Below are 21,044 nucleotides of genomic sequence, written 5' to 3' on the forward strand. Positions count from 1 at the left end.
TAGTCAGAAAAGTTATCGTCAAAAGTGACAAATGATGGGCGGTTCAAGTTGTTTGACTTCGTGTACACCACCGCATTAACCCTACCTAAATTAGTAGCAAAGCTAGATTGGCTCGCTATGTTAACGGTACTCCCAAGGGCCATTGCCGATATAGAAATTAGGGTGTCATTTTTGGTTTCGAAAATTTGGCTAATGACGTCAGGAAGTGCTTGTTTGAAGTGGTTAAGTGCTTTTTTATAACCGTTTATACCCTCTTCAACAGAACTCAACGATCTTGCAGAAGCTTGGCTTTGTATGAAATCTAAACGACCGATGATTTCACTGTTTAGCTCATCGATGTATGAACAGATTTGATTGTTTATCAACGTCCATAAAACAAACTGCAAATACTTCACAGTATTCCCAGTCCCTAAAAAGCGAAGCTTCGCTAATAATTCATAGGGAGGCTCAAACACATCAGCTTGATATAAGACTCTCAATATATCGCCATTTTCGTGCACTTGCTCCAAGAGCAGTTCAACTAAAGGTTCATATTTCTCTAGCGCAGTAGTATCAGTTTGGATGTGATAAAGTGCCGAAACATAAGCATCAGAAAAATCTTTAGAGTGATTTTGACTAATCGCATAAGGAGACGATATACGGCTTTGCTCTAACACAATATCTTTAAAGTCATCATCACTGAAGGATGGGGACATCAATATGCCCCAGTCATTAGCAACCCCAACACGATCTTCCCAAAATGGCGAGCGGCGACCTGCTACAAACGTACAAAAATCATTCGGATCAGGGTAAGTTTCCGTAACAATATTTTCAGCTAAAGATTGGTTCGGGGTGTAAGAGTCTTGAGTTTCGCTGAGCACTAACCTGCATTCTTTTAGAGCGAGACCATTAACAGATGCTTTTCCGCTAGAATCCAGCACTCCACTCCCAATGACAGCACCTGAAGGTTCGACTAAAGAAAATTGTGCATTAGAGTAAGGGAGCCCATTTGGATATTTGCATTCTATATCCAGCGTATACGTCCCTTCCTGCTCTTCAGTCACAGAAACCGATGGGTTTTGTGCGCCGCCAAGACACACAGTGTTGGCTTTGTTCATGGTCATTTGATCGGACAGGCGACATACGCCCTTACCTTCAAATTTAACCGTTGGTGAGGCTGAAATGAATTTTGCTTCAGCTTCTATCGTGCCAGAGGAAACGCCTTTTCTGTCACCGCCCGCATCGCCGGTACTTTTTGAGAACGTACTGCCCTTGATAGCGACACTGTTACCGCCATCCATAGAGACTGTCGTAGTCCCACCAGCAAGGTCTGCTGATTTAGCATTGTTGCCATAAGGGATAGGGACGACTGGCTTGCCGACCTTAGTTAAACAAACATCTGGGAGCGTTGCATTCGCTTCACCACCTGAGCCTTTATGAACTATCGAAAGTCCATTCGCACCAACTGTTACGCCCATAACCAATCCATTTGAATTTTATTGATTGAATGATAAAAGAGATCGCAAACTGCAATCTCTCTAAATAACTAGTGAATTTCACTAAAAGACCAGTGATATTCACAATAAGCCCTAAAACTGGCAGAAGATCTCATTTTAGATCTCTGGTTATCTATACATTTCAAGCAGTTGCTGAAATTTTAAGTCTATGACGATGTAGGTTGCCGCATACATAAGCGCAAACGTCATCGCACTAAGACTTAAGATCAGCTTGGGTGAAATTACCCTTTTTAACGGCTTCTTTAGATATTTAGCTTTAAGGTTGATTAAAGAAACTTTTTCTTGTTCTGCTAGGCGGTCATCTCGCACTAATCGATAAATGGTGCTGCCAATTTCCGCTAACTTTTCGTTGCCACGCTCTTCACGGCCGTACTTGCCTTGGAAACCAAGTTGAAGCAATAAATAGAGAAACTCTATAACGTGACGGTATTTGCGAGGGTCGGCTTTTAAGCGGTCGAGAATAACGAAAAACTTGTCACCACCAGATGTTTCGTTATGGAATTCAGACAGTAAGCTGTTCTGGCTCCAGTGACTATTTGCTCCCCATTCTTGCCGACAAACAGATTCATCAATCGCCGCACACAAGCAGTAACGAATAACAAGAACCGAAGCACGATCGAGCTCCATTTCATTAAGTTTTCGTTCACCTTTTCGAATCTCACGTGCCACTTGTTCACGAAATGGCATCGGGTCATCAAGCCAAGGGATCGAAGACATACAAGACAGACTGGCGATCAACCATGAGAACTGGTCCACTAGCGGGTTAATACCCATGTTATCGATAGATAGATCTTGTACTGCGATGTTTCTCGACAAGTCAGGCGCTGGCATTACCTCCATTGGTTTGCCAGGCTCTGGTTGGAATAAGACTACGGTGACGTCGGTTTCTGCGTAACTCATAGACGAACGGCCCAAAGTTGCAATGATAAGTTAGCGAAATCGCCCGCAACGTGAATCGCAATCGCAGCAGTGTTCTTCAATGCCATCCACTCTTCGCCCGTTTTATCGAGCTCGAAATAGGTGTAGCCAGCGTGATACGGCAGCGCGCGTGGCACAACTGGCATTGGTTTGATCTCAATCCCAGGCAGTTGAAGGTTAATCAAGTCACGTATGTTATCGATAGAACCGATCTTCGTTTGGCTGACAAACTGGGTATGCAGGACATCCAAGGTCACGTCAGCTTTAACTGCGAGGATAAAGGTCGTCGTATCGATGATCTTATTGTCAGGGATTGCTGCCGTTCTGATGCCATAGTTCTGATCTTTTAAGGTCAGTGGAATTGCTCTTTGCTCAGACATCACGCTCAATGTCATTTTCGCACTGTCTAGGACGCGAGAAAGACAGCTAGTAAGATCACCATGATTGTACTTCGTAAACTCAATAGGTCGGCGTGTCGTTGAGCACAGCGTCGAAAGCTCACCTTCTGCCTGAAGAAGAATTCGATACAAAGACTCAGGATGCACAGCTTCTGTGCTGGCGAAATGCCAAAACAAGGGTTCGTATCGGTTGAGCGCTTGCAATAGCATAAAGTCAGAAACCGATGATACACCTTGTTGATCCACCACCCCTAATCGCTGAACTATCGATTCCGCGCGATGCTTCAACATAGAAGCAAACTCGGTCGCAAATTTACTCAGTACTGTCGACGCATGAATATCGATACAGGTAGGAATGAAACTATCATCTAAGATCACGCTGCCATCAGGCTTCACTTCTGAGATCTTTAAGATCGGAATAGACGTGTAAGCACTCTTATCTTCATGATCGTACATTAAGCAAAAGTTAAGCTTACCGACGACGATATTTGCCATGTCTTCCGAATCATAACAAGCGTCAACCGCTTCTTGAGATTCCATCGTATAGCGCGCACCGTCTTTTTTGGTACCAAACAACTCAGAACGTTCCGATGGTAACGGACAGCACAAATAAACGACTTTATCGGCAATAGAAGGATCTACATCTTTCACTTCAGGCAGCTCGGCAAGCAACGGAAGCTCAAATGGTGTCCGGTCTTGTAAAATACCTTCAGCACGAGTAATACCGATTTTACCCAGTGCTAGTAACTGAGAGTTGATTTCTAAACGTTTAATTCCCCAATGCAAAGGCGATGCATTGGCACTCAGTAGGCTCGATAGTTTACTTTGCGAACGATCGAGTTGTTGAAAATGCTGCGGCTTCATGAACATTCCATCTTGCCAAACAACTGGATTGTATAAAGACATGTTTCTATCCCTTAAAAGTAAACCTGTTCAATGCCGCGAGTGTTATCAGAAATTAACTCACTGCCCTCTAACTTGAGCTTGATGTAGTACTCGCTCTTCTCTTCAATAACTTCCACTTTTCGCCATGACGAACCATCAATATCACGAAAAGCCACTGAAAAACCGACGGCACGAGTGTCAGGGTCTAGCGTTAGCATTTCATGAACTTTTCCACCTGGCTGTATTTGATATTCGTAACGTTTGATGTACTCATCACCCAACGACGCTTTATCGCTCTCAAACAAGGCAAAGAAATCTAAGCTTCGGAACAATACTGGCGAACTTAATTCGTGAAGACGGAGAATAACTGGAGATGACTGGCCCCCATTTCTCACATTGAGTACAGGTGATGCCTCAATAACCAATTCAATCGACGAAGTTTCTGGTGTGATACCTGTGGACTCTTTAAATTGATCCCACATGGAACAACCGGACAACATGGCAAATCCGAGTAATACGGCGATACTACGCATGGTTTCCCTTAATCACTTTGTTATAGTTTTTCTTAATCAGCCCTTTTAAGGATGTTTCATTAAGCAGGCGACGATTATTAGTGTAGAAATCTAGGTATTCGGCCCACAGCTTTGACTTAGTTGAGAACAAAGACTGGCTAGCGACCCTGTTAGCAAATGCTACGGGATCGTTCGTTTCTGACTGTTCTAAAACGAGCTCATTCAGTGCTTTGTTAAACATAACTTGGTGGTCGTTCAACTCATCGAGCATTTGTTCAACCAGTTCATTTGGAGCCAGTAATTGCTGACTATTCAAAGTGAGCATTAGCTCTGCGATGTTCGAGTTAGCCTCACTCGCACTCTGCTCATCTTTTAACGATTCCACTTCGTGCAACTCTTTCTGTAGGTTATCAATACACAAACGCAAGCAAGTGCCCATTTGCTTGAATAACTGCGCCTCGTTTGTCATCAACTCTGGATTTCGAATACCCAAACCATCAAAAAACGCTTGCGCTATATCTTGAGAGCAAACGGCCGCATCAGCATCGACTTGTGCTTTCGTCGTAGTGTTTATCGCATTCTCTGCCGTAGGTATTTGAAGTTGCTGATTAGTGTTAGGAGAAGGCGTAAAAGATTGGGTCATCTCTTCCCATTTTGACCCTGTATTAGCCTGCTCTACGACCATCTCAGTAACATTATGCGTACGATGTTGTCTTTGAATCGTGCTATCTGGGGCTACTGTGCCAGGTTGCATCACCTCAGCTGAGGCAATATCGGCTCTATGTGCCTTACCGCTTTCTGGCGCTAATGCATCATTGACTGATGCGTTACTCTTGGTTTCCTCAGCCATCCAGTCTTCAGGGATTAGGCTTGGTTGATCAAATTCGGAATATATACTGAAACTGTCATCGACCACCTGACGTGTGCTTTCCACGGTTCTAGGTTGTTCAGATTCTGTACGCTCATTATCACGAATTAAGTAATCGTCATCTCGCTGCATCGAAAAGTTCAGGTGAGCAACAGGATCATGACAATCAATGTCATCCTGTTTAGTCTCCATAAACAAATCTTCTAAGGCACCGACTTTTTCTTCCTCTTCGACAACCGCATCTCCTAGACTAACCAGAGGATCGCTAGATACTCGCTCAGGAGCAATATCAGCGGCGATGTCTAGTGTTGAGGTAACGTGCTCAAGAGAAACACCAATCTCATATTGCCCTAAAGAAATGATGTCACCATCAACTATCGCAACGGGTTGATTTTTTAGTATTTTATTCCCATTTACCATTGTGCCGTTAGTTGATACGTCACTTATATAGTAGGTATCTCCATACACGCTGAGCAAACAATGAGTGCCCGATATAAAGCGGTTGTGATCGGCTAAAGACACGCTACAGCTTGGGGAACGACCTATCGAACCACCACTTTCAGGCATTTCAATATGCTTTGCACCGGTGTATTCCTCTGGGCACTTTGAGATAAATAAAACTAGCTGATTTGAGTACATTTACGAACCTCAAAAGAGCAAAGAAACTGATAGTTCAAGCCCACCAATTCCATCATTTACAACCGGAAGGATATAAGAGGCCTGCGGGATAATTTGTATATGGGCGTCAGGATTACTGCCTAACTTTATAGCAGTACCAAGGGTCACAACCGCACCTAACTCAAACTGGTCGATGTCTTCAACACTCTCATAACGATAGCCCTCTTGGTCTACTTGCCAGCGATTAGAATATTGCGAGTAACCGACAGACAAGCCCGCACCAACGTATGGCGTGAAAACACTCCAAGAAGTCAACGCATATTGAGGAACAACACGAAGTTCATAGTTCGTCGCTTCTTGATATAAGCCGTTTGCTGGCGCTTCAATATCTTCTGCTAGATAGTTTAGCCCTAACCACCAACGCCAACGGTTATTGTTTTCATCAATAGGACGAGTATGAACCAAGCCGAACCTAAGCGTATCCTGCTCACCACTTTTACCTTCATCGTATTTAATGCTATCGATAGTCAACATACTGGTAGAGAGTCCATATCGCTCCCCTTTTGCCATTGCAACAGAAGAAAATAGACACATGGCTGAAATCAGCCCAATTTGACTTGGTTTTAGCATTTCGTCCCTCTAGGAAAACCGATATTCTACTTAGAGGCGAAAGATATCAATTATATTCTCTTTTTCAATAAGCCTAAAAAAACACCTATAATTTAATACATTTCAACTATCAGGTTGGTTGTTTTACCTACAAACAAAAACTAAAGAACCGACTACAGATTAAGTGACGAGACAGTAAATCTTTCTATTTAAATAGAAGTAACAGAATTTGATTGCTAATTGAACAAAACGTAATCTCCGATAACAATTTAGTTACTTTTTAATCAACGTTCTCATCTTCATATATAAGTTTCTTCTTATAAACAGACTTAACTATTGATATTAATATTATGAACAAAGATCACACTAAAAGTAATTTAATTTCTTTTAATGAATTTTTATTATCTAATCCGCTTATTTTGTCTATAGAATTGCGGCAGATGTGCACTGCTTATAATTTAATATAACAGTAGTGAAATCCTATATAACTTAATACTTCTATATGATCAGTTGGAACTTTCCTTATGTTTTTTACCGACTTCGCTCGAAGACCAATCGATGAAAATAACCCAAGCGGCTCTAATCCTAATGGTTCTGAGGATTTTGACGAAATTAAACGTCAAATAAACAACCTGAATAAAGTCACAGGGAGAGTCTCGTGGAAAACGGTTCAAACACTCTCAAAAAAGATCTTGAGTACCCAAGCGAAAGACCTACGTTGTTGCTGTTACTTTACCGTTGCGTCAACCTATAACGACGGCTTGAGAGGCCTTGTTGAAGGGTTAAACTCAATACTTGATGTGTGTGTCGTATATTGGTTCAACGCGTATCCAGAGCACTCAAAGTCAAAGGCACGAATGAGCGCTATTGAATGGATGGTAGAGCATACTGAAAAACGAATTAATAAGCATCGGGCGTTACCAGAAGAGCTTCCATTGATAGAGGCAGCACATCAATTATGCTTGAGGATTGAGGAAGAGCTTCGTCTTCATTACGGTATTGAAGCGCCGTCATTAGGTCGCATTCGCCGTATTTTGAATCAATGGATTGAGCAGATAAAAGAACAACAAATTGCGGCTGAGTTACGCGAGAAAAAACAAGCCAACACTAGCGCTCCTGCAGCAACGCAGAAGGCACCTGAAATTAAAGTGAATGTGTCTCCCTCTCCGGCACCGGTGTCATCACCCAACCTAAATAGCCAAGAGAAAGCATCACCGGCAAAGTCTGGTCGATTTATGATCTACTTCGTTATTGGTTTGATTGTTACTGCGATATGTTCACATTTCATGTACGAGCAACAACGTTATCGAACATTGGAACAAAAAATTAATCAAGCTTCACTTAATGAACTTGTAAATTTGGTCGCCTCGTTAGATTACGAAAATAAAAAATATGCTCAGTCATTGAAAACGCAGGCCATTAATCGTGTCGATATTATGATGAATAACTGGTTTTTAGACTCGGCAAAAGTAAGTAACGTCAGCGAGCTCGATAGCTTGACCAATGAATTAATCGCGATCTATCCGGATTCGTCTTCTGCACAGCAACTACGTCAGAACTTTTTGACACAGAGCGCCCATTTAGAAGACCAGTTTATGGATGTTTATAAGCGATTCTCAGACGCAAGAACGGTGTTTGCCAACGTAGCTAGACAGAATGTAGATAAGAACTCTGAAAAGGCGTACGAATACAGTAACTCGTTATTCCCGCTTTTAGGTCGTATTGAATACGCTGAAAAGTATTCACAGCAAAAGGAAATTGACCGCGCAACCCTTTTACTGAACATCTACCTATATAAATTGAGTCAGCTACAAGCTGAAAAAACTGACAATAAATAACAATACAATTAAAGAAGTTTTAGGCTTATGTTCAAACAAAAACTGTTTAGAAATCCAGTGGTGATTTCTACTATATTGATGTTTTTAGTGGCTGCAATTATCACCACTATTTATCTACTTTTTCTTGACGAAATCGATCAACTTTATCTTTGGCTGACCCTTGGTGCTATCGCCATTGTTTACGTCACTTTTCAATTCACATTATGGTTGAAGAAAAAGAACAACGCTAAAGCTCAACATTTGGAAACCGAGGAAGAAGCACTTTCTATGGTTATCCAGCCTCTTCTTGCTAACTCAGGCAAGAAACCAATTTACCTGATGCTTGGTAATAAAGGGTCAGGGCGACGTCAATTTTTATTTAATTCTAGTGCAATCAAACCGATGGATCGCACTAGAACCGCTAAGAATGACTTTTTTGAATGGTACGAATCTGACAGCGCTGTATACATCAAACCAGACCAACGCTTAGTGTTCCAGGAAGTATCAAGCAGTGATGCTTCTTTATGGAATACGTTCATTGAAGAAGTTATTCATCATCGACCTCGAAAGCCATTTTCAGGCTGTCTATTCTTCACCGATTTCGAGTTCATGATCGTCTCTGAGCCAGAACAAAAAGAGTACACCATTTCGTCGTTATTGGCGCGCTTGAGTACCATCAACTCTAAAACGTCTTCAGCATTGCCAATCTATTTGATTATGTCAAAGCTAGACAAGTTAGATGGCTTTAAAGAATACATGCACTTTAGCTCTCTCAAGACACGTGTTGAGTTCCTCTCTATCCCACTGAAAGAAGCCAAGGGTGTATTTGCAGAGTACTACCGCGATAGCTATCGAAATCTAGTGAGAGTGCTTGAAAGTAATGCGCTAGATGCATCCGCTAATTCAACGGACATTGATGAGAAACAAGCAATACTCGCTTTCCCTAAGCAGTTTGAGTTATGTCAGTCTGAGGTCAGCTATGTGCTTGAGCGTCTATGTGATGTTAACAACGGTGTCTATTCACTAGACATCCGTGAGATTTTCTTTAGTTCGAGTCTGCAAGGCGGTCGCAAGTACAATTTACTTGCAAAAAGTTGTAGTAATTACTTCAACTTACCTATTATCGCGTCAGAGCATACACAGTTAACAGAAACGCCTTATTTCTCTCGCTTTCTGATTGATTCACAAATATTGCCGGAAAGCGACTTTGCGGGCGAAAACAAGACGTATCTTCGTCTAATTCAGAGACAAAGCCGTTTGGCAATACTCGGCTCTATTATCCTGCTTACTGGGGGCAGTTACTTCTTTTTCACGACATTAGACAGTAACTTACACGTGATGAATCAACTCTTGAGTATCGATGACAAATCGCAAGTGGAGCAAGATGCAAGATTCAATGAGCTTTTAGCGAAGGCGACGAAAGCAATAGAGCCTTCTTATGGGGCGTGGCTTAAAGGTTCTAAGGCTTTGGATGAAGAGATATTACCACTCAACATTAGCCGTTTGGATCAAAGCACTCGCATCGCTTACGAAGCATTACTTAAGGACGTTGCTCAACAGTTGATACCTCTCATTGAGAAAGGTTACCGTCTACAACTGACACAAAATCAAAACACTTTTACACGCGCTTTACCTCTATTGAAGGGGTATCTAATGCTAAACGATCCAACAAAGCGTGATATCCGTTTTTTGCGTCATCAAACTCTCCAAATGATGAACGATTTAAGCAACCAAAGTGACGTCGTCAATCAGGCGATGCGCTATTTGGACGCTTACTTTCGCACGCAGTTTGAGCCAATTGATATCAATATGGATCTTGTTCGCGCAACACGTCGCTCATTGCTAGCAAATTCGAATGTTGATCTCGTTTATGCAGGCATTTTAAACGAAGCAAATTCGATTGATTTAGGAACCCTAGATCTGCAACGAGCTGTGGGTTTTGAGTTTAGCAATGTATTCAACACACCAATCGATAGTGAACGCTTGATCGTAGATAAGATCTATACCTCCACTGGTTTTAGCACTTTTTATCGACCACGCGTGGACCTAATGTCACAACAAGTCATCAGTGACAACTGGGTTTTAGGTCTGTCACAACACGTTATTCCTACTAGTGAAGAACAAGAAGCCTTCAAAGAGGAAGTACGTAAAAAATATACTGACGACTACATCAGTAATTGGCGCAATGCGCTGAGTGAACTAAAAGTCCAGAACTATGACAATGTCGGCGATCTAACGAACGCGATAGACTTAATCTCGGGCCCTTCTTCACCAATGACAACCGTACTGAAGCAGGTCTATGCCAACACACAATTTTCACCCGTTGGTGAAAAAAATGCTCTGATTTCAAAGCTAGACCCGAAACTCGTGGCAGCGGCAGACTCCGCATCAGACGCAGTAGAGGAAGTAGTTAAGCCTGATTACTTGTTGATGAAACGTGTTGAACAAGCTTTTCACTTATTAAACCAACTTCAGGTCAGTGAAACACCAAACTCCCCTACTCCTTGGGATGAGACCGTAACAGCGCTAAGCCGTGTTCGCACGTATATGAAAGACATTGCTGATGCACCTGACCCGCAAATGGCGGCGCTAGCGGCAGCTCAGCATCGAATGAACAGCAGTGAAGCTGACCCATTAATAAAACTTAAACAGATTGCCCAAAAATCACCGGAACCCGTTCGTAGCTGGTTGTTAGATGTGGTTCAACAAAGCTGGTCAGTCATGATTAAAGAGTCCGCTAAAGGCATTCAAACCCAATGGTACAGCGAGATTTACACCAAGTTTAAAGAGATAGGGCTAGGACGATACCCATTTGACCTAACAGCGACCGAGGAAATCTCAATTGAAGATTTTGAATTACTGTTTGCTTCAGGTGGCTTGTTAGACACATTTATTCAGAAAAATTTTGCACCGTTCTACGATACCAATTTGTGGACGCCAAAACAGGTGGATGGCGAGACGATGCCAATCTCTCCGGCTCTGTTAGTGCAACTGCGTAACTATAACGTTATTCGAGACACATTAATTAATAAAAGCACTAACCGCGTTCATATTCCGTTTAGTGCAAGAGTACTCGATCTTGATTCTAGTGCGATTAGAGCGAGCTTAAAAATTGCAGATACCAATATAAGTTACTACCACGGTCCAAGCCGCATTCGTGAAATGGCATGGCCACCGCAAAATGGTGACTTCAATATTAGTATCACACTCCAGGATGTAACCGATGAAGGCAGACAGCACGTTTTAAATAAGAGTGGTCAATGGGCGATATACAGATTGCTAGGTGACTCGACCTTGACAAACACTCATAACGGCAGCTTTGTCAGTGACATAAAAGTGTCAGGGAGGGACTTGAGCTTACGCATCACTCCGTTGACACAGAAAAACCCATTCACTCTTGCTGAGCTGTATAACTTTACGCTCCCTGAGTCGATTTAATAACAATATAAAAACAAAATAGGCAGAACACATGATTTCAAACATGACTTTACAAGGTTTAGATAAATTAGATCGAAAAATACTTTCAAGTCTATTGTCGAATGGGCGAGAGTCGATTGCGAATCTATCCCGAAACATTGGTTTGTCTCGAACAGCAGTAGCAGAAAGAATTAATCGTTTAGAAAAGACCGGTATTATCAAAGGCTATACCGCACAGATTCGTGTAGAAAATGAAGGGCGAAAAGCCGCTAGTTATCTACTGATCTCTTGTGAAAAGGGTAAGAAGAATGATGTAACGAATGCACTTAAAGAAATCCCTGAGGTTCGCTTAACGAGCGTTGTTGGTGGCAACTTTGATATTATTGCCCTAATTGAAGCGCCCGACCTGCAGTCTATTCATCATCTTTGTAATGAAATTGAATCATTTAACGGCATTCAAAGGCTTGATACTACCGTTGTACTGCACCAGCCGATCAGTCGTTAAGCTTTTCTGACCTCTTCGAGGAAAACATAAAGGGCCGCTCGTTGAGCGGCTTTCTTATATGCTTCCGATAAGTCGAATTTTGGCGTCTTTATCACCTGGGTTACCAAGCCAGAACGTTTGACCTAGTTGGTTCCCTTCTCCATTACCCAGTTTGTTTTCTGGAATACTGTCTAGGTTAACTGTCAACTTTAGGTCCCACGACATTGGGTCACGCAGAATAAAGCGCATCAAGCCCACCAGCGTCTTATGTAACTCACCATCGTAGGAAAACTGCTTAAACGTTTCAAAATCAATGTTGTCGATACACAAGTTAAACTTGCCGTTCAAATCCGCAATGCTTTGTCCCAAGTGTAAGCTTTGCCCCAATACACAATTGGAACGATTGAGTTTGTTACGCTGGCTTTCAGCGATTTCTACGCGTCTATAAACCCATTCTTCGATTCGCACATTCGGCAGTGAAAAGTAGTGCGAAACAATACCGGAAATAAGCTTAGGTGAACGTGTACGCGTAGATAACTGGTTCACGTAAGACAGAACTTTCGCTCGATCTAACTCCGCGACTTCACAATCTTGCATAACGCTAGAGAGACCAGCCAAATGCAGTATGCGCCCAGAAAACGCATCGCTTGCCCCGCTTTTGTACTGCACGTGATATCGGTATTTCTTCCAAACACGATACAGTAAGCTTGTATAGCGGTTGTGGAAAAAGTCGAAGAAATCCTTCACTGGGTTATCATCGGGATCACGACCGACGAGTTTCTCAGTGTAAGACGCAGGTAGGGGCGAGCTTGAACCATGCAAGCCAAGAAAGTTCGTCTCAATACGTGAATATTGCTGTCCGTTTCTTTCCATATGAGTAATAAAGTCCATATCACTCTTTGGAAAGCACAGGTTTGGCGACACGCTGAACTCAATTCGCTCTTGGTGAAAGTATTTGTTCTCGCCCACGGCAACAAAATTTGAGTTTGGCTCCAGCTGGTAGTGTTTCTCTAACAGCAACACCGCTTGGTAGAAACTAAACTCATTCGACTTATCAGAAAGTGTGTTAATCATAGTATCGTCTGCTGCCCGATTAGGCTTGCCCAGTTGTAAACCTCGCCCGTCGCTTCATCGAACACCTCTAGTTCGGTAAAGGAGTTCACACTCGAATATAAACGGATAAATTCATTCAATACCGTGGCCATAAGGAACATATCGCCTTCGTTTACGAAGAACTTAGAGTCCGTCACGAGCTTGAATTGGTTACCACGCACAGATACACCACGAAATACGCGATCGATTGGTTTCATCTCTGAAGAAATAATGCCATCAAGTCGATGAATCGACGCGCGGTGGGCTTGTCTATCGACTCGAGAGTGGAAGTCGTAAGTCGAGAGCAACACTTTCAACACATCGATATTGGCCAAAGACAAGTAGTTGAGCGACATGTTGGCAATCAACTGCCATTGAAGTTCACCATTAACCTGAGGACTTACTGACTGTGTTGGCTTAGTAATGTTTTTAAACGTCGCATACGTTGGCGACTTGTGCGTCGCGTACGTGATATCTCCTACTGACAGGCGCTCCGCTAAGTCCGCGTTACTGCATTGCAGTTTCATCAATACTGTTTCAGTCCCTAAATCCGCAATGTCGCCATTGTGAGTATGGAATGAGATATAGCGCTCTAACCCTCTCCCACTTACTCGCTCGCCCACTTTGGATTTGTAGAACTCTCGCTTATCACGCTGGTTGATTTGGTGCTCAAACGATTCAAATTCAATCAGTGGTTTTCGGCGACGCTCGTCTTTACTCCAGCTCTCCACTTGCTCAATGGAATAAACCTCGTAATGCTCCTGAGTGTTACTTTGTGGACGCACCTTGTACTCGTTTCGTCGATGCTCTAAACGGATTGGATCGCCGTCTTTTTCAAACAAGTTAACGGCAGGTGTGCAGTGCAACCTTAAGTGTTTATCTTTAAGCACCACCTCTGAAGGCAAAGCACGCTTAAAGTGGAATTTGATTTTGACCGTGCTGCGCTGAGGAATGCCTTTTAGCCACTCTAAGCCTTTAATGTCGAAGAACATGAACTTATCTGGCAAAGAGAAGAATTCTTGCAGCAAACGGTAGCCTGCAAAGGAGTTTTTGCTGTAAGGCAGCAGCGCCTCGTCCTCTTCATGCCCGACTGGCTTAACGTATTCTGGCCCTAAACGATGTTTGTAGCCGCCACCAACATCCAACTCGACGTGATCTAGATAACGGAACAGCCATAAGAAGACAGTGCGAGTAATATGAATCTCACCATGCAGGTGCAATCGCAGCGTGTCTAAACCTATCCGAGACAGCTCAAGGCCATGCTCCGTCGATAACGTCACATCAATCATCGAGCTGGTGCGGCTGTTAGTTTGTTCGATGTTAGTAATCGTAATTGGGTATAGATTGACGTCATAACAAGTACGGAACAAACACTGCGTGCCTTCTACCTGCTCGCTGGCCATTTCCGCACCACGTTTCACCACGGTTTTCTCAGTAACACTTCCGGTATGCGGTTTTAGTTCGCTAATACACAAAGACGGAATCGAACGCATGTAATGTGGCCACAGCAAAGTCATCAGAGATTGCGTAAGCTCAGGCAGTTCATCGTCAATCTTTTCGCGGATGCGTCCGGTCAAAAAAGCAAAACCTTCCAGCAATCGTTCGACATCTGGATCAAAAGTTCCTTCAGAGAGAAAGTGAGTTAACTTCGGATGATATTTGGCAAACTCACTACCCGACTCGCGTAAATACGTGAGTTCATCTTGAAAGTATTTACTGTTACTCAAGTGGCACCTACTAAACGTTAAATTGGCCGTCGGTTCCCATGTAGACATCGATCGACATTGGGACTTTACCGCCGTTATGGGAAACTTCGCCGCGAATACCAAAGCCGAGTTGTAATGGATTATGGTGGTCTTCACGGTAATGAACCTCGACATTAAACAGTCGGGGCTCAAAGCGTTCTATGGTTGACGTGATGTTTTTTTGAATATGGCGAACGAGGTTTGTGTTGTTAGAAAGTACGTCGTTAAAATCTGGCAGACCATACTCATTGTCGATCATTGCGTTGCCGGAGTGCGTATTCAACAAGTCAGCGAGATGCGAGTGAATGGATTCAATCAAATGCTTATGAGACACCACTTTCTCGTAGCAGTTTTTTGGTTCTCCTAGCTCGATCCGCTCTAAAAGACGGTAACCTTTTTCCATATGCGGTCCTACGAAAAAAGCAGCCAGTCTTCACTGGCTGCTTGATGGTTTCAGTAATGGGTTATTGGTCTAGCTTACCAACTAGAGACAAGTCGAAGCTTGCGCCCATGTACTTGAAGTGAGGACGTACAGACATCGATACTTTGTACCAGCCTGGATCGCCTTCTACGTCTGATACTTCAACCTTCGCAGCACGAAGCGGACGGCGACCACGAACTTCCGCTGGCGGGTTCTCTTGGTCAGAAACGTATTGACGAATCCACTTGTTCAATTCGATTTCTAGGTCAGAACGCTCTTTCCAAGAACCAATTTGCTCACGCTGTAGCACTTTGATGTAGTGCGCTAAACGGTTGATAATGAACATGTAAGGAAGCTGAGTACCTAGCTTGTAGTTCATCTCTGCTTGTTTGCCTTCCGGCGTATTCGCAAACACTTTCGGCTTTTGAACAGAGTTTGCAGAGAAGAACGCCGCGTTGTCAGAACCTTTACGCATGGTTAGCGCAATGAAGCCTTCTTCTGCTAGCTCATACTCACGACGGTCAGAAACCAGGATCTCGGTTGGGATCTTAGTCTCGATTTGACCCATAGCTTCAAAGTTGTAAACCGGTAGATCTTGTACAGTACCACCGCTTTGAGGACCAATAATGTTCGGACACCAACGGTACTTAGCAAATGATTCACTGATCTTAGACGCCATCGCGTACGCTGAGTTGCCCCATAGGTAGTTATCATGGCTGTCTGTCACTTGCTCATCGTAGTCAAACGCCTTAATTGGGTTATCTTCTACAGAGTAAGGCGTACGTAACATAAAGCGAGACGTACATAGACCTAAATAACGTGCATCTTCGTGCTCACGCAGACCACGCCATTTCGCGTACTGTGGACCTTCGAATACAGACTTCAGATCTTTTAGGTTTGGCAGCTCTTCATAGCTGTCTAGGCCAAAGAATTTAGCCGATGCCGACGTGATGAATGGTGCGTGAGACATTGCGCCTACGTTCGCCATGTATTCCATCAGTTTGATGTCAGGCGAAGAGGCAGACATAGCGTAATCACAAATGACGGCGCCAACAGGTTTACCACCGAACTGGCCGTATTCACGTGTGTAGATTTGCTTGTACAGGCCAGACTTCACCACCTCTGGAGCGTCTTCGAAGTCATCAAGAACTTCGTCTTTCTTCGCAGAGATCAGTTCAATTTGAATGTTCTCGCGGAAGTCAGTGTGATCAACCAGGTACTTAAGGCCACGCCACGTTGATTCAATCGCTTGAACTTCTTCGTTGTGAAGAATTGCATCAACTTGCTTAGACAATTTTTGGTCGATTTCAGAGATCATCAGATCAACCAGAGATTGGTCGACTTTCTCTGTGTTCGAACTGCTTAGTAGCTCACTGATGAATGCTTCTACGCCGCGTTTTGCAACGTCAAAACCTTCATCACTTGGCTTTAAACGTGTTTCGTTAAGAATGCTATCCAGAAGTGAGCCTGATTCAACTAAGGCTGCTTCTTGTTCTGGCGCTTGTGCTTCTGCAGACATGATATCCCTTACTCTTCTTTCGCGTCTTGGTCGTTGCCAATGCTTAGTTCATCCAACAGTTTCTTTCTCGCTTCTTCATCTTGAAGAACCGATGCGATCTTCTTACGGAACGCAGGCACGTTTCCTAGAGGACCTTTAAGTGCAACCAAGGCTTCGCGAAGCTCAAGTAGGCTGTTTAGTTCAGGTACACTTTTCGCGATCGCTTCAGGAGAGAAGTCCTTCATGTTTTGGAAGGTCAGATCAACACCAATCTGGCCGCCTTCTTCATCAGAAAGACGGTTTTCAACGTTGACTTTAACGTTTGGAGACATGCCCTCTAGCACTTCGTTAAAGTTGTCTTTGTCGATGTTAATTGGAGTACGTTCTTCAATTGGTGTCTCATCTGCACGCGCAGTAAAGTCGCCAACTACCATCATGCTTAGCGGCAGCTCTACGTCTTCTTGCGTATCGCCAGTTGCTGGAACATAACGGATATTAATTCGCTCTTTAGGAGCCACCGAGCCGTCACGTGACATAATTCGTTCCTTATCTAACTCTTTAATTAGTCGTAAATTGCTTTCCACTCTTCATACTTCTCAGGTAGAAGATCCTTGCTTCCAAATAACCGATGGAGTGTTTTTCGAATTAGGTCTTCTAACTGTGACGATAAGTGGGGTTCCCAGCTCGCGAGATTAAACGCTTTTTGTACTTCCCACCCCTTCTCAAGATACGGCAAACACAACGGGTATAATCCAACAGACTGGTAAGCTGCTATCAATTGCAAATACAGCATGAACTGCCCACGTCCCGAGCTATCCAGCTCAAGTTTGCGGGCAAGCTCTGCGGCACATTCCCCTAGATTTTCTAGAGTGATATCCTCCATTGGCAGCGAGTCTTCCTGCGAAATCACAACCGTTTGAACAACGGGTTGAGAAGTCGAAGAAGTAGTATCTTGAGTCGATAACCAGCTCAAGGTCGCTTCATCTGCAAATGGTATAGAATTCTTAAATGAGAGGTGCTCGATGCCCTCTAGCGATTCAACAAAACGCGTCACTTCTTGTTTCACAGCAAGCGCTGCATCATCAAAGCCCAAGTTATTAAGCATCGAATACACGAAGTAATGGCCCGTCAGCCAAAACGGCGCATCCGTTAATGTGCGCTCCAAACGCTTAATGGTGTCGATGTCGCTTTCTTGGTCAGCTTTATCTCGGTATTCCGCTTGTTGATCGGACGACACTGCCAAGCTCAAAGGCGTTTGATTATTTTGGTGGTCGGGTAGACCATCAATGTCATCCCAAGTCAGATGACGATAAATCCGGTAAGCCAGCGGATCACTTGGGTTCGCATGAAGCATGACTTCCGCAACCTTCTTCAAGGTGCGCTTAGAAGCCGTCGGCGAAGAGAAGTCCGTATCGACATCCACTTCTTTTGCCACCGCTTTCTTAACTGGCGCAGGTTTAGGGGCCGGCGGAACCGCCTTCACCGGTGCGGTTTGCACTTCACTCTGCGCTGGCGTTTCTTCGGCAGCAGACTGCGTAGCTGGTGCAGGCGCCGCTTGTTCGACGTTAACGACTGCATCATCGCTCTGCTCATCAGCCGCAGCTTGTTGAGATAAGACGTTGAGCTGAGTGCGAATCTCAAAGAAATCCGCTTCTGAGTCTTGGTAAACCTCGTCGTACTGGCGCTGCACTTCTTCAATAGTCGAAATGCAGTTTGATACCAACTCCCATGACTGAGCACTTTCCGCTAACTTGCTACTGACCAGTTTAAACTGATGGTTCAACCATTCAACCGCGCCATCTCGACCCCGCTTTCGCGAAGGATACAATTCAACGCCAAAGCGACTTAACGCCTCACTAAGCAGCTTTAGACCTTGTTCAAAGCCTTGCAGACCAAACTCTTCTGTTAGCGCGCGAACGAGGTAACAAATGGCTTTTAAGTCTTTACTGTGGTGCTCTAGAACTTCAGTCGCGTGCGTTTTTACCACGCTCCAATCTACTGTTTCGCCAAACAAGGAACCGAATTTCTTTACTTCAGATTCCATCATCTCGTAGCAAAACTCGTAACGGGCATCGTTTCCCACTGGAGATTCATCAGAAATAGGATTAAGCAGACGATCTATATCAATGTTGGACAAAATTCACGTCTCCTTCAGTCAAGTAATCTCTCAACGCACGCGCTACCGCAATTGCGCCATTTGCTGGCTTAGATAACCGATGGCTCTGCTCTATCGCATCCGACGCCATGCTATCTAGAATTTTCGTGATTTCTGTAAATTTGCTTGGTGCATTCCGTTCTAAATCGGCAAGGGATTCATGTAGCTTTTGTTTGTCGTAAACGGATTGCTCCATCACGGTGCTAAACAAAATAAATTCGCTTCTTGCGACGATTAAATCCTTTATTTTTTTGTCTAGTTCTGGCGTATTACCGAAGTAGGCTTTGGCTAATTCAGCTTCTTCAATTGCTTTGGTGTAAAAGTGCGCCTCTGCATGTTTATCGATGGAGTCATTAATATTTTCCATCACAGCCTTTGGTAAGACTTGGTTGTAGAAATAGGCTTGTGACTGGTTTAATAACCATGCCTCTTTCATTTCATTTTCTGCGAGCTTAGCTTCACCATCTAAAATTAAGCGAGCAATCTGCTTATCTCGACTGCCAGCTATGGCAGATACTTTCATGGAATCGATAGACGCGACATTTAATCCAGACATCACTTTAGTCAACGCCTCATCCGCATATGGAAACAGGGCACCGTCACGAACAAGGGTTTCTCGCAAGGTGACAAGCTCCTTACGTAATTCGACTAATGCCATTGGTAAGCCATCCGCTAACGATTGATACGACGTTAACTGAGCCTGTTTTTCTTCATATAAATTCGAGAGGCTTAACTGCTGAGCTTGATATGCTGTTCGATAAGCTACTGTCATATCAATACTCTGAGTAGCTTGAGACAATTCTTCTTTGATTTTCCATGGAGGCTGAGCCAAAAAAGAAGCCGTTTCAGAGGGCGTAATAACGTGAGTTACAGTAGTGACACCTCGGGAAAAAATAGCATCCAATTGATCTTTATTCTGTTGATACAAATAACTTCCTGCTGTTGCCAGCACACTCAACACTAAGCTCGCCTCTAATATTTTAAAGCGACCATACGCCGTTTTATCATTTGGCTTACAGTGTGTAAGCAGCAAGTCCGCGTTACGCAAGCTACTGAAAATTGGTGCGTTAGAATTTGAGCTAATTGATTGCGTATCGATTCGCGCTAACTGTTGAGCAAAAGAAATAGCAGTATAGCCATGCCCTCTTGGTTTGTTGATGACTTCTTTCAGCAATTTCCAAATATGAGCCGGGATCAAAGCCGGACGCTTTCGATCTTTTAACTGCTTATTCCAAGCATCACCAAATATTGATCCTAAAAATAGGTGTCCAGCGAGCAAAGCGAGAGAGTAAACATCATCTTGCGGTTCCGCGATGCCAGTTTCTATATAAAGAGGGGAAGCGTAGCTCAAGCTTGCCTCTGCGTAAGGTTCTGTCTCTCCAATGTAACGAGCAGCGCCGAAATCAATGAGCTTAACGTAATCGCCTTCACTCACTAATACGTTAGATGGTTTAATATCAAGATGGCAGATACCTCTTGTATGCATAAACTCTAGAGCGCCAGCGAGTTGATACACCAACCAAGCGATGTGGTCGTGGCGGAAGCCTTTAGAAGAATGACGCTCCATTTTTTCTGCCAGTGATTCACCTTGGATCCACTCGTACATCAAATATGGGCGTTCGAATTCGTTGCCGATTTTTACAAAGTTAGCCACGCTAGGGTGTTGAGAAAGCTCCAGCCTGCTCGCTTCGTTAATCAACATTTTGCTCGCAAATTCTGGCGAGTCATCATTGATAACTTTGCAACAGATTTGCTTCTCTGGCTGCCCTTTTTTTGCAAGATGGTAAACCGTTGTCTTACCATTTCTAGAAGGAAGCTTGTCTAATACATCAAACTGTGAAAAAAGCACGTACTCAAGCTTCGGCTTATTTTTTTCTGCTAGCCTTTGCTCATTCAGTTTCTTTTTCTCAATAGCTTTAACAACCAACTGATCGATATATCCTTTGGCTGTACTCTGATTATTAGACACTTAGTACTCTTTCATAGAATAAATATTATTAGAGTTGAATAATATTTTCTTGAACGTACTTGTATCAAGGTTGGTATTTAAAACAAACAGTAAGCCTATTATTTTAGTTATTATTACTAATTTATTAGACCTTTTTACTTAC

The 21,044-nt window shown here is 43.5% G+C and carries 15 protein-coding genes and 1 pseudogene; 3 read left to right on the top strand and 13 right to left on the bottom strand.

Features of this window, described 5'->3' with window-relative positions:
• Window positions 1-1,009 precede the first annotated feature (1,009 nt).
• The 6 genes and pseudogenes from KJB35_RS28460 to KJB35_RS23475 all read right to left on the bottom strand — a co-directional run.
• A pseudogene (locus KJB35_RS28460) lies at window positions 1,010-1,457 on the bottom strand (DUF4150 domain-containing protein); the annotation flags it as partial.
• 147 nt (window positions 1,458-1,604) lie between these two features.
• A complete protein-coding gene (gene icmH, locus KJB35_RS23455) occupies window positions 1,605-2,396 on the bottom strand; it encodes a type IVB secretion system protein IcmH/DotU (protein ID WP_005373354.1) in 792 nt (263 codons plus the stop codon).
• Window positions 2,393-3,718 (bottom strand): type VI secretion system baseplate subunit TssK, encoded by a 1,326-nt coding sequence (tssK, locus tag KJB35_RS23460; protein WP_005373357.1) that lies wholly within the window; start codon window positions 3,716-3,718, stop codon window positions 2,393-2,395. Before tssK ends, icmH begins: the two co-directional genes overlap by 4 nt.
• Window positions 3,719-3,729: 11 nt before the next feature.
• Window positions 3,730-4,230, bottom strand: coding sequence for a type VI secretion system lipoprotein TssJ (gene tssJ, locus KJB35_RS23465; protein ID WP_005386118.1), 501 nt, complete (start codon window positions 4,228-4,230; stop codon window positions 3,730-3,732).
• Window positions 4,223-5,716: a type VI secretion system-associated FHA domain protein gene (locus tag KJB35_RS23470; RefSeq protein WP_213869178.1), complete on the bottom strand. Its 1,494-nt coding sequence runs from the start codon at window positions 5,714-5,716 to the stop codon at window positions 4,223-4,225. The genes tssJ and KJB35_RS23470 overlap by 8 nt, the downstream gene beginning before the upstream one ends.
• A gap of 9 nt (window positions 5,717-5,725) precedes the next feature.
• A complete protein-coding gene (locus tag KJB35_RS23475; RefSeq protein ID WP_017633753.1) occupies window positions 5,726-6,325 on the bottom strand; it encodes a hypothetical protein in 600 nt (199 codons plus the stop codon).
• 503 nt (window positions 6,326-6,828) lie between these two features.
• On the opposite strand from KJB35_RS23475, the gene KJB35_RS23480 reads away from it, so the two are divergent.
• From KJB35_RS23480 to KJB35_RS23490, 3 genes are read left to right on the top strand one after another with little or no spacing between them, the layout of a single operon-like run.
• Window positions 6,829-8,142: a type VI secretion system ImpA family N-terminal domain-containing protein gene (locus KJB35_RS23480; protein WP_005386112.1), complete on the top strand. Its 1,314-nt coding sequence runs from the start codon at window positions 6,829-6,831 to the stop codon at window positions 8,140-8,142.
• 27 nt (window positions 8,143-8,169) lie between these two features.
• Entirely contained in the window at window positions 8,170-11,559 is a 3,390-nt protein-coding gene (gene tssM / locus KJB35_RS23485) for a type VI secretion system membrane subunit TssM (RefSeq protein WP_285357992.1), read from the top strand.
• 31 nt (window positions 11,560-11,590) lie between these two features.
• Window positions 11,591-12,043 carry an Lrp/AsnC family transcriptional regulator gene (locus KJB35_RS23490; RefSeq protein WP_005373369.1) on the top strand — a complete coding sequence of 151 codons (453 nt, stop codon included), beginning with the start codon at window positions 11,591-11,593 and terminating at the stop codon, window positions 12,041-12,043.
• Window positions 12,044-12,097: 54 nt separating this feature from the next.
• On the opposite strand, the gene tssG is transcribed toward KJB35_RS23490, so the two are convergent.
• From tssG to KJB35_RS23525, 7 genes are all read right to left on the bottom strand, one after another.
• Window positions 12,098-13,096 carry a type VI secretion system baseplate subunit TssG gene (tssG, locus tag KJB35_RS23495; protein WP_005373373.1) on the bottom strand — a complete coding sequence of 333 codons (999 nt, stop codon included), beginning with the start codon at window positions 13,094-13,096 and terminating at the stop codon, window positions 12,098-12,100.
• Window positions 13,093-14,841, bottom strand: coding sequence for a type VI secretion system baseplate subunit TssF (tssF, locus tag KJB35_RS23500; protein WP_017820373.1), 1,749 nt, complete (start codon window positions 14,839-14,841; stop codon window positions 13,093-13,095). Before tssF ends, tssG begins: the two co-directional genes overlap by 4 nt.
• A gap of 10 nt (window positions 14,842-14,851) precedes the next feature.
• Window positions 14,852-15,262, bottom strand: coding sequence for a type VI secretion system baseplate subunit TssE (gene tssE / locus KJB35_RS23505; protein WP_033906409.1), 411 nt, complete (start codon window positions 15,260-15,262; stop codon window positions 14,852-14,854).
• 61 nt (window positions 15,263-15,323) lie between these two features.
• Complete coding sequence (gene tssC, locus KJB35_RS23510) at window positions 15,324-16,799, bottom strand: type VI secretion system contractile sheath large subunit (RefSeq protein WP_005373378.1); 1,476 nt, start codon at window positions 16,797-16,799, stop codon at window positions 15,324-15,326.
• Window positions 16,800-16,807: 8 nt separating this feature from the next.
• Window positions 16,808-17,314 (bottom strand): type VI secretion system contractile sheath small subunit, encoded by a 507-nt coding sequence (gene tssB / locus KJB35_RS23515; RefSeq protein ID WP_005373381.1) that lies wholly within the window; start codon window positions 17,312-17,314, stop codon window positions 16,808-16,810.
• Between the two features lie 26 nt (window positions 17,315-17,340).
• Window positions 17,341-18,915, bottom strand: a complete 1,575-nt coding sequence (tssA, locus tag KJB35_RS23520) for a type VI secretion system protein TssA (RefSeq protein ID WP_136976740.1) — start codon at window positions 18,913-18,915, stop codon at window positions 17,341-17,343.
• On the bottom strand, window positions 18,902-20,902 hold the full coding sequence (locus KJB35_RS23525) for a protein kinase (RefSeq protein WP_171343146.1): 2,001 nt from the start codon (window positions 20,900-20,902) through the stop codon (window positions 18,902-18,904). Before KJB35_RS23525 ends, tssA begins: the two co-directional genes overlap by 14 nt.
• Window positions 20,903-21,044 lie beyond the last annotated feature (142 nt).

Source organism: Vibrio sp. D431a (assembly GCF_030248655.1).
GTDB classification, from domain to species: Bacteria; Pseudomonadota; Gammaproteobacteria; order Enterobacterales; family Vibrionaceae; genus Vibrio; species Vibrio alginolyticus.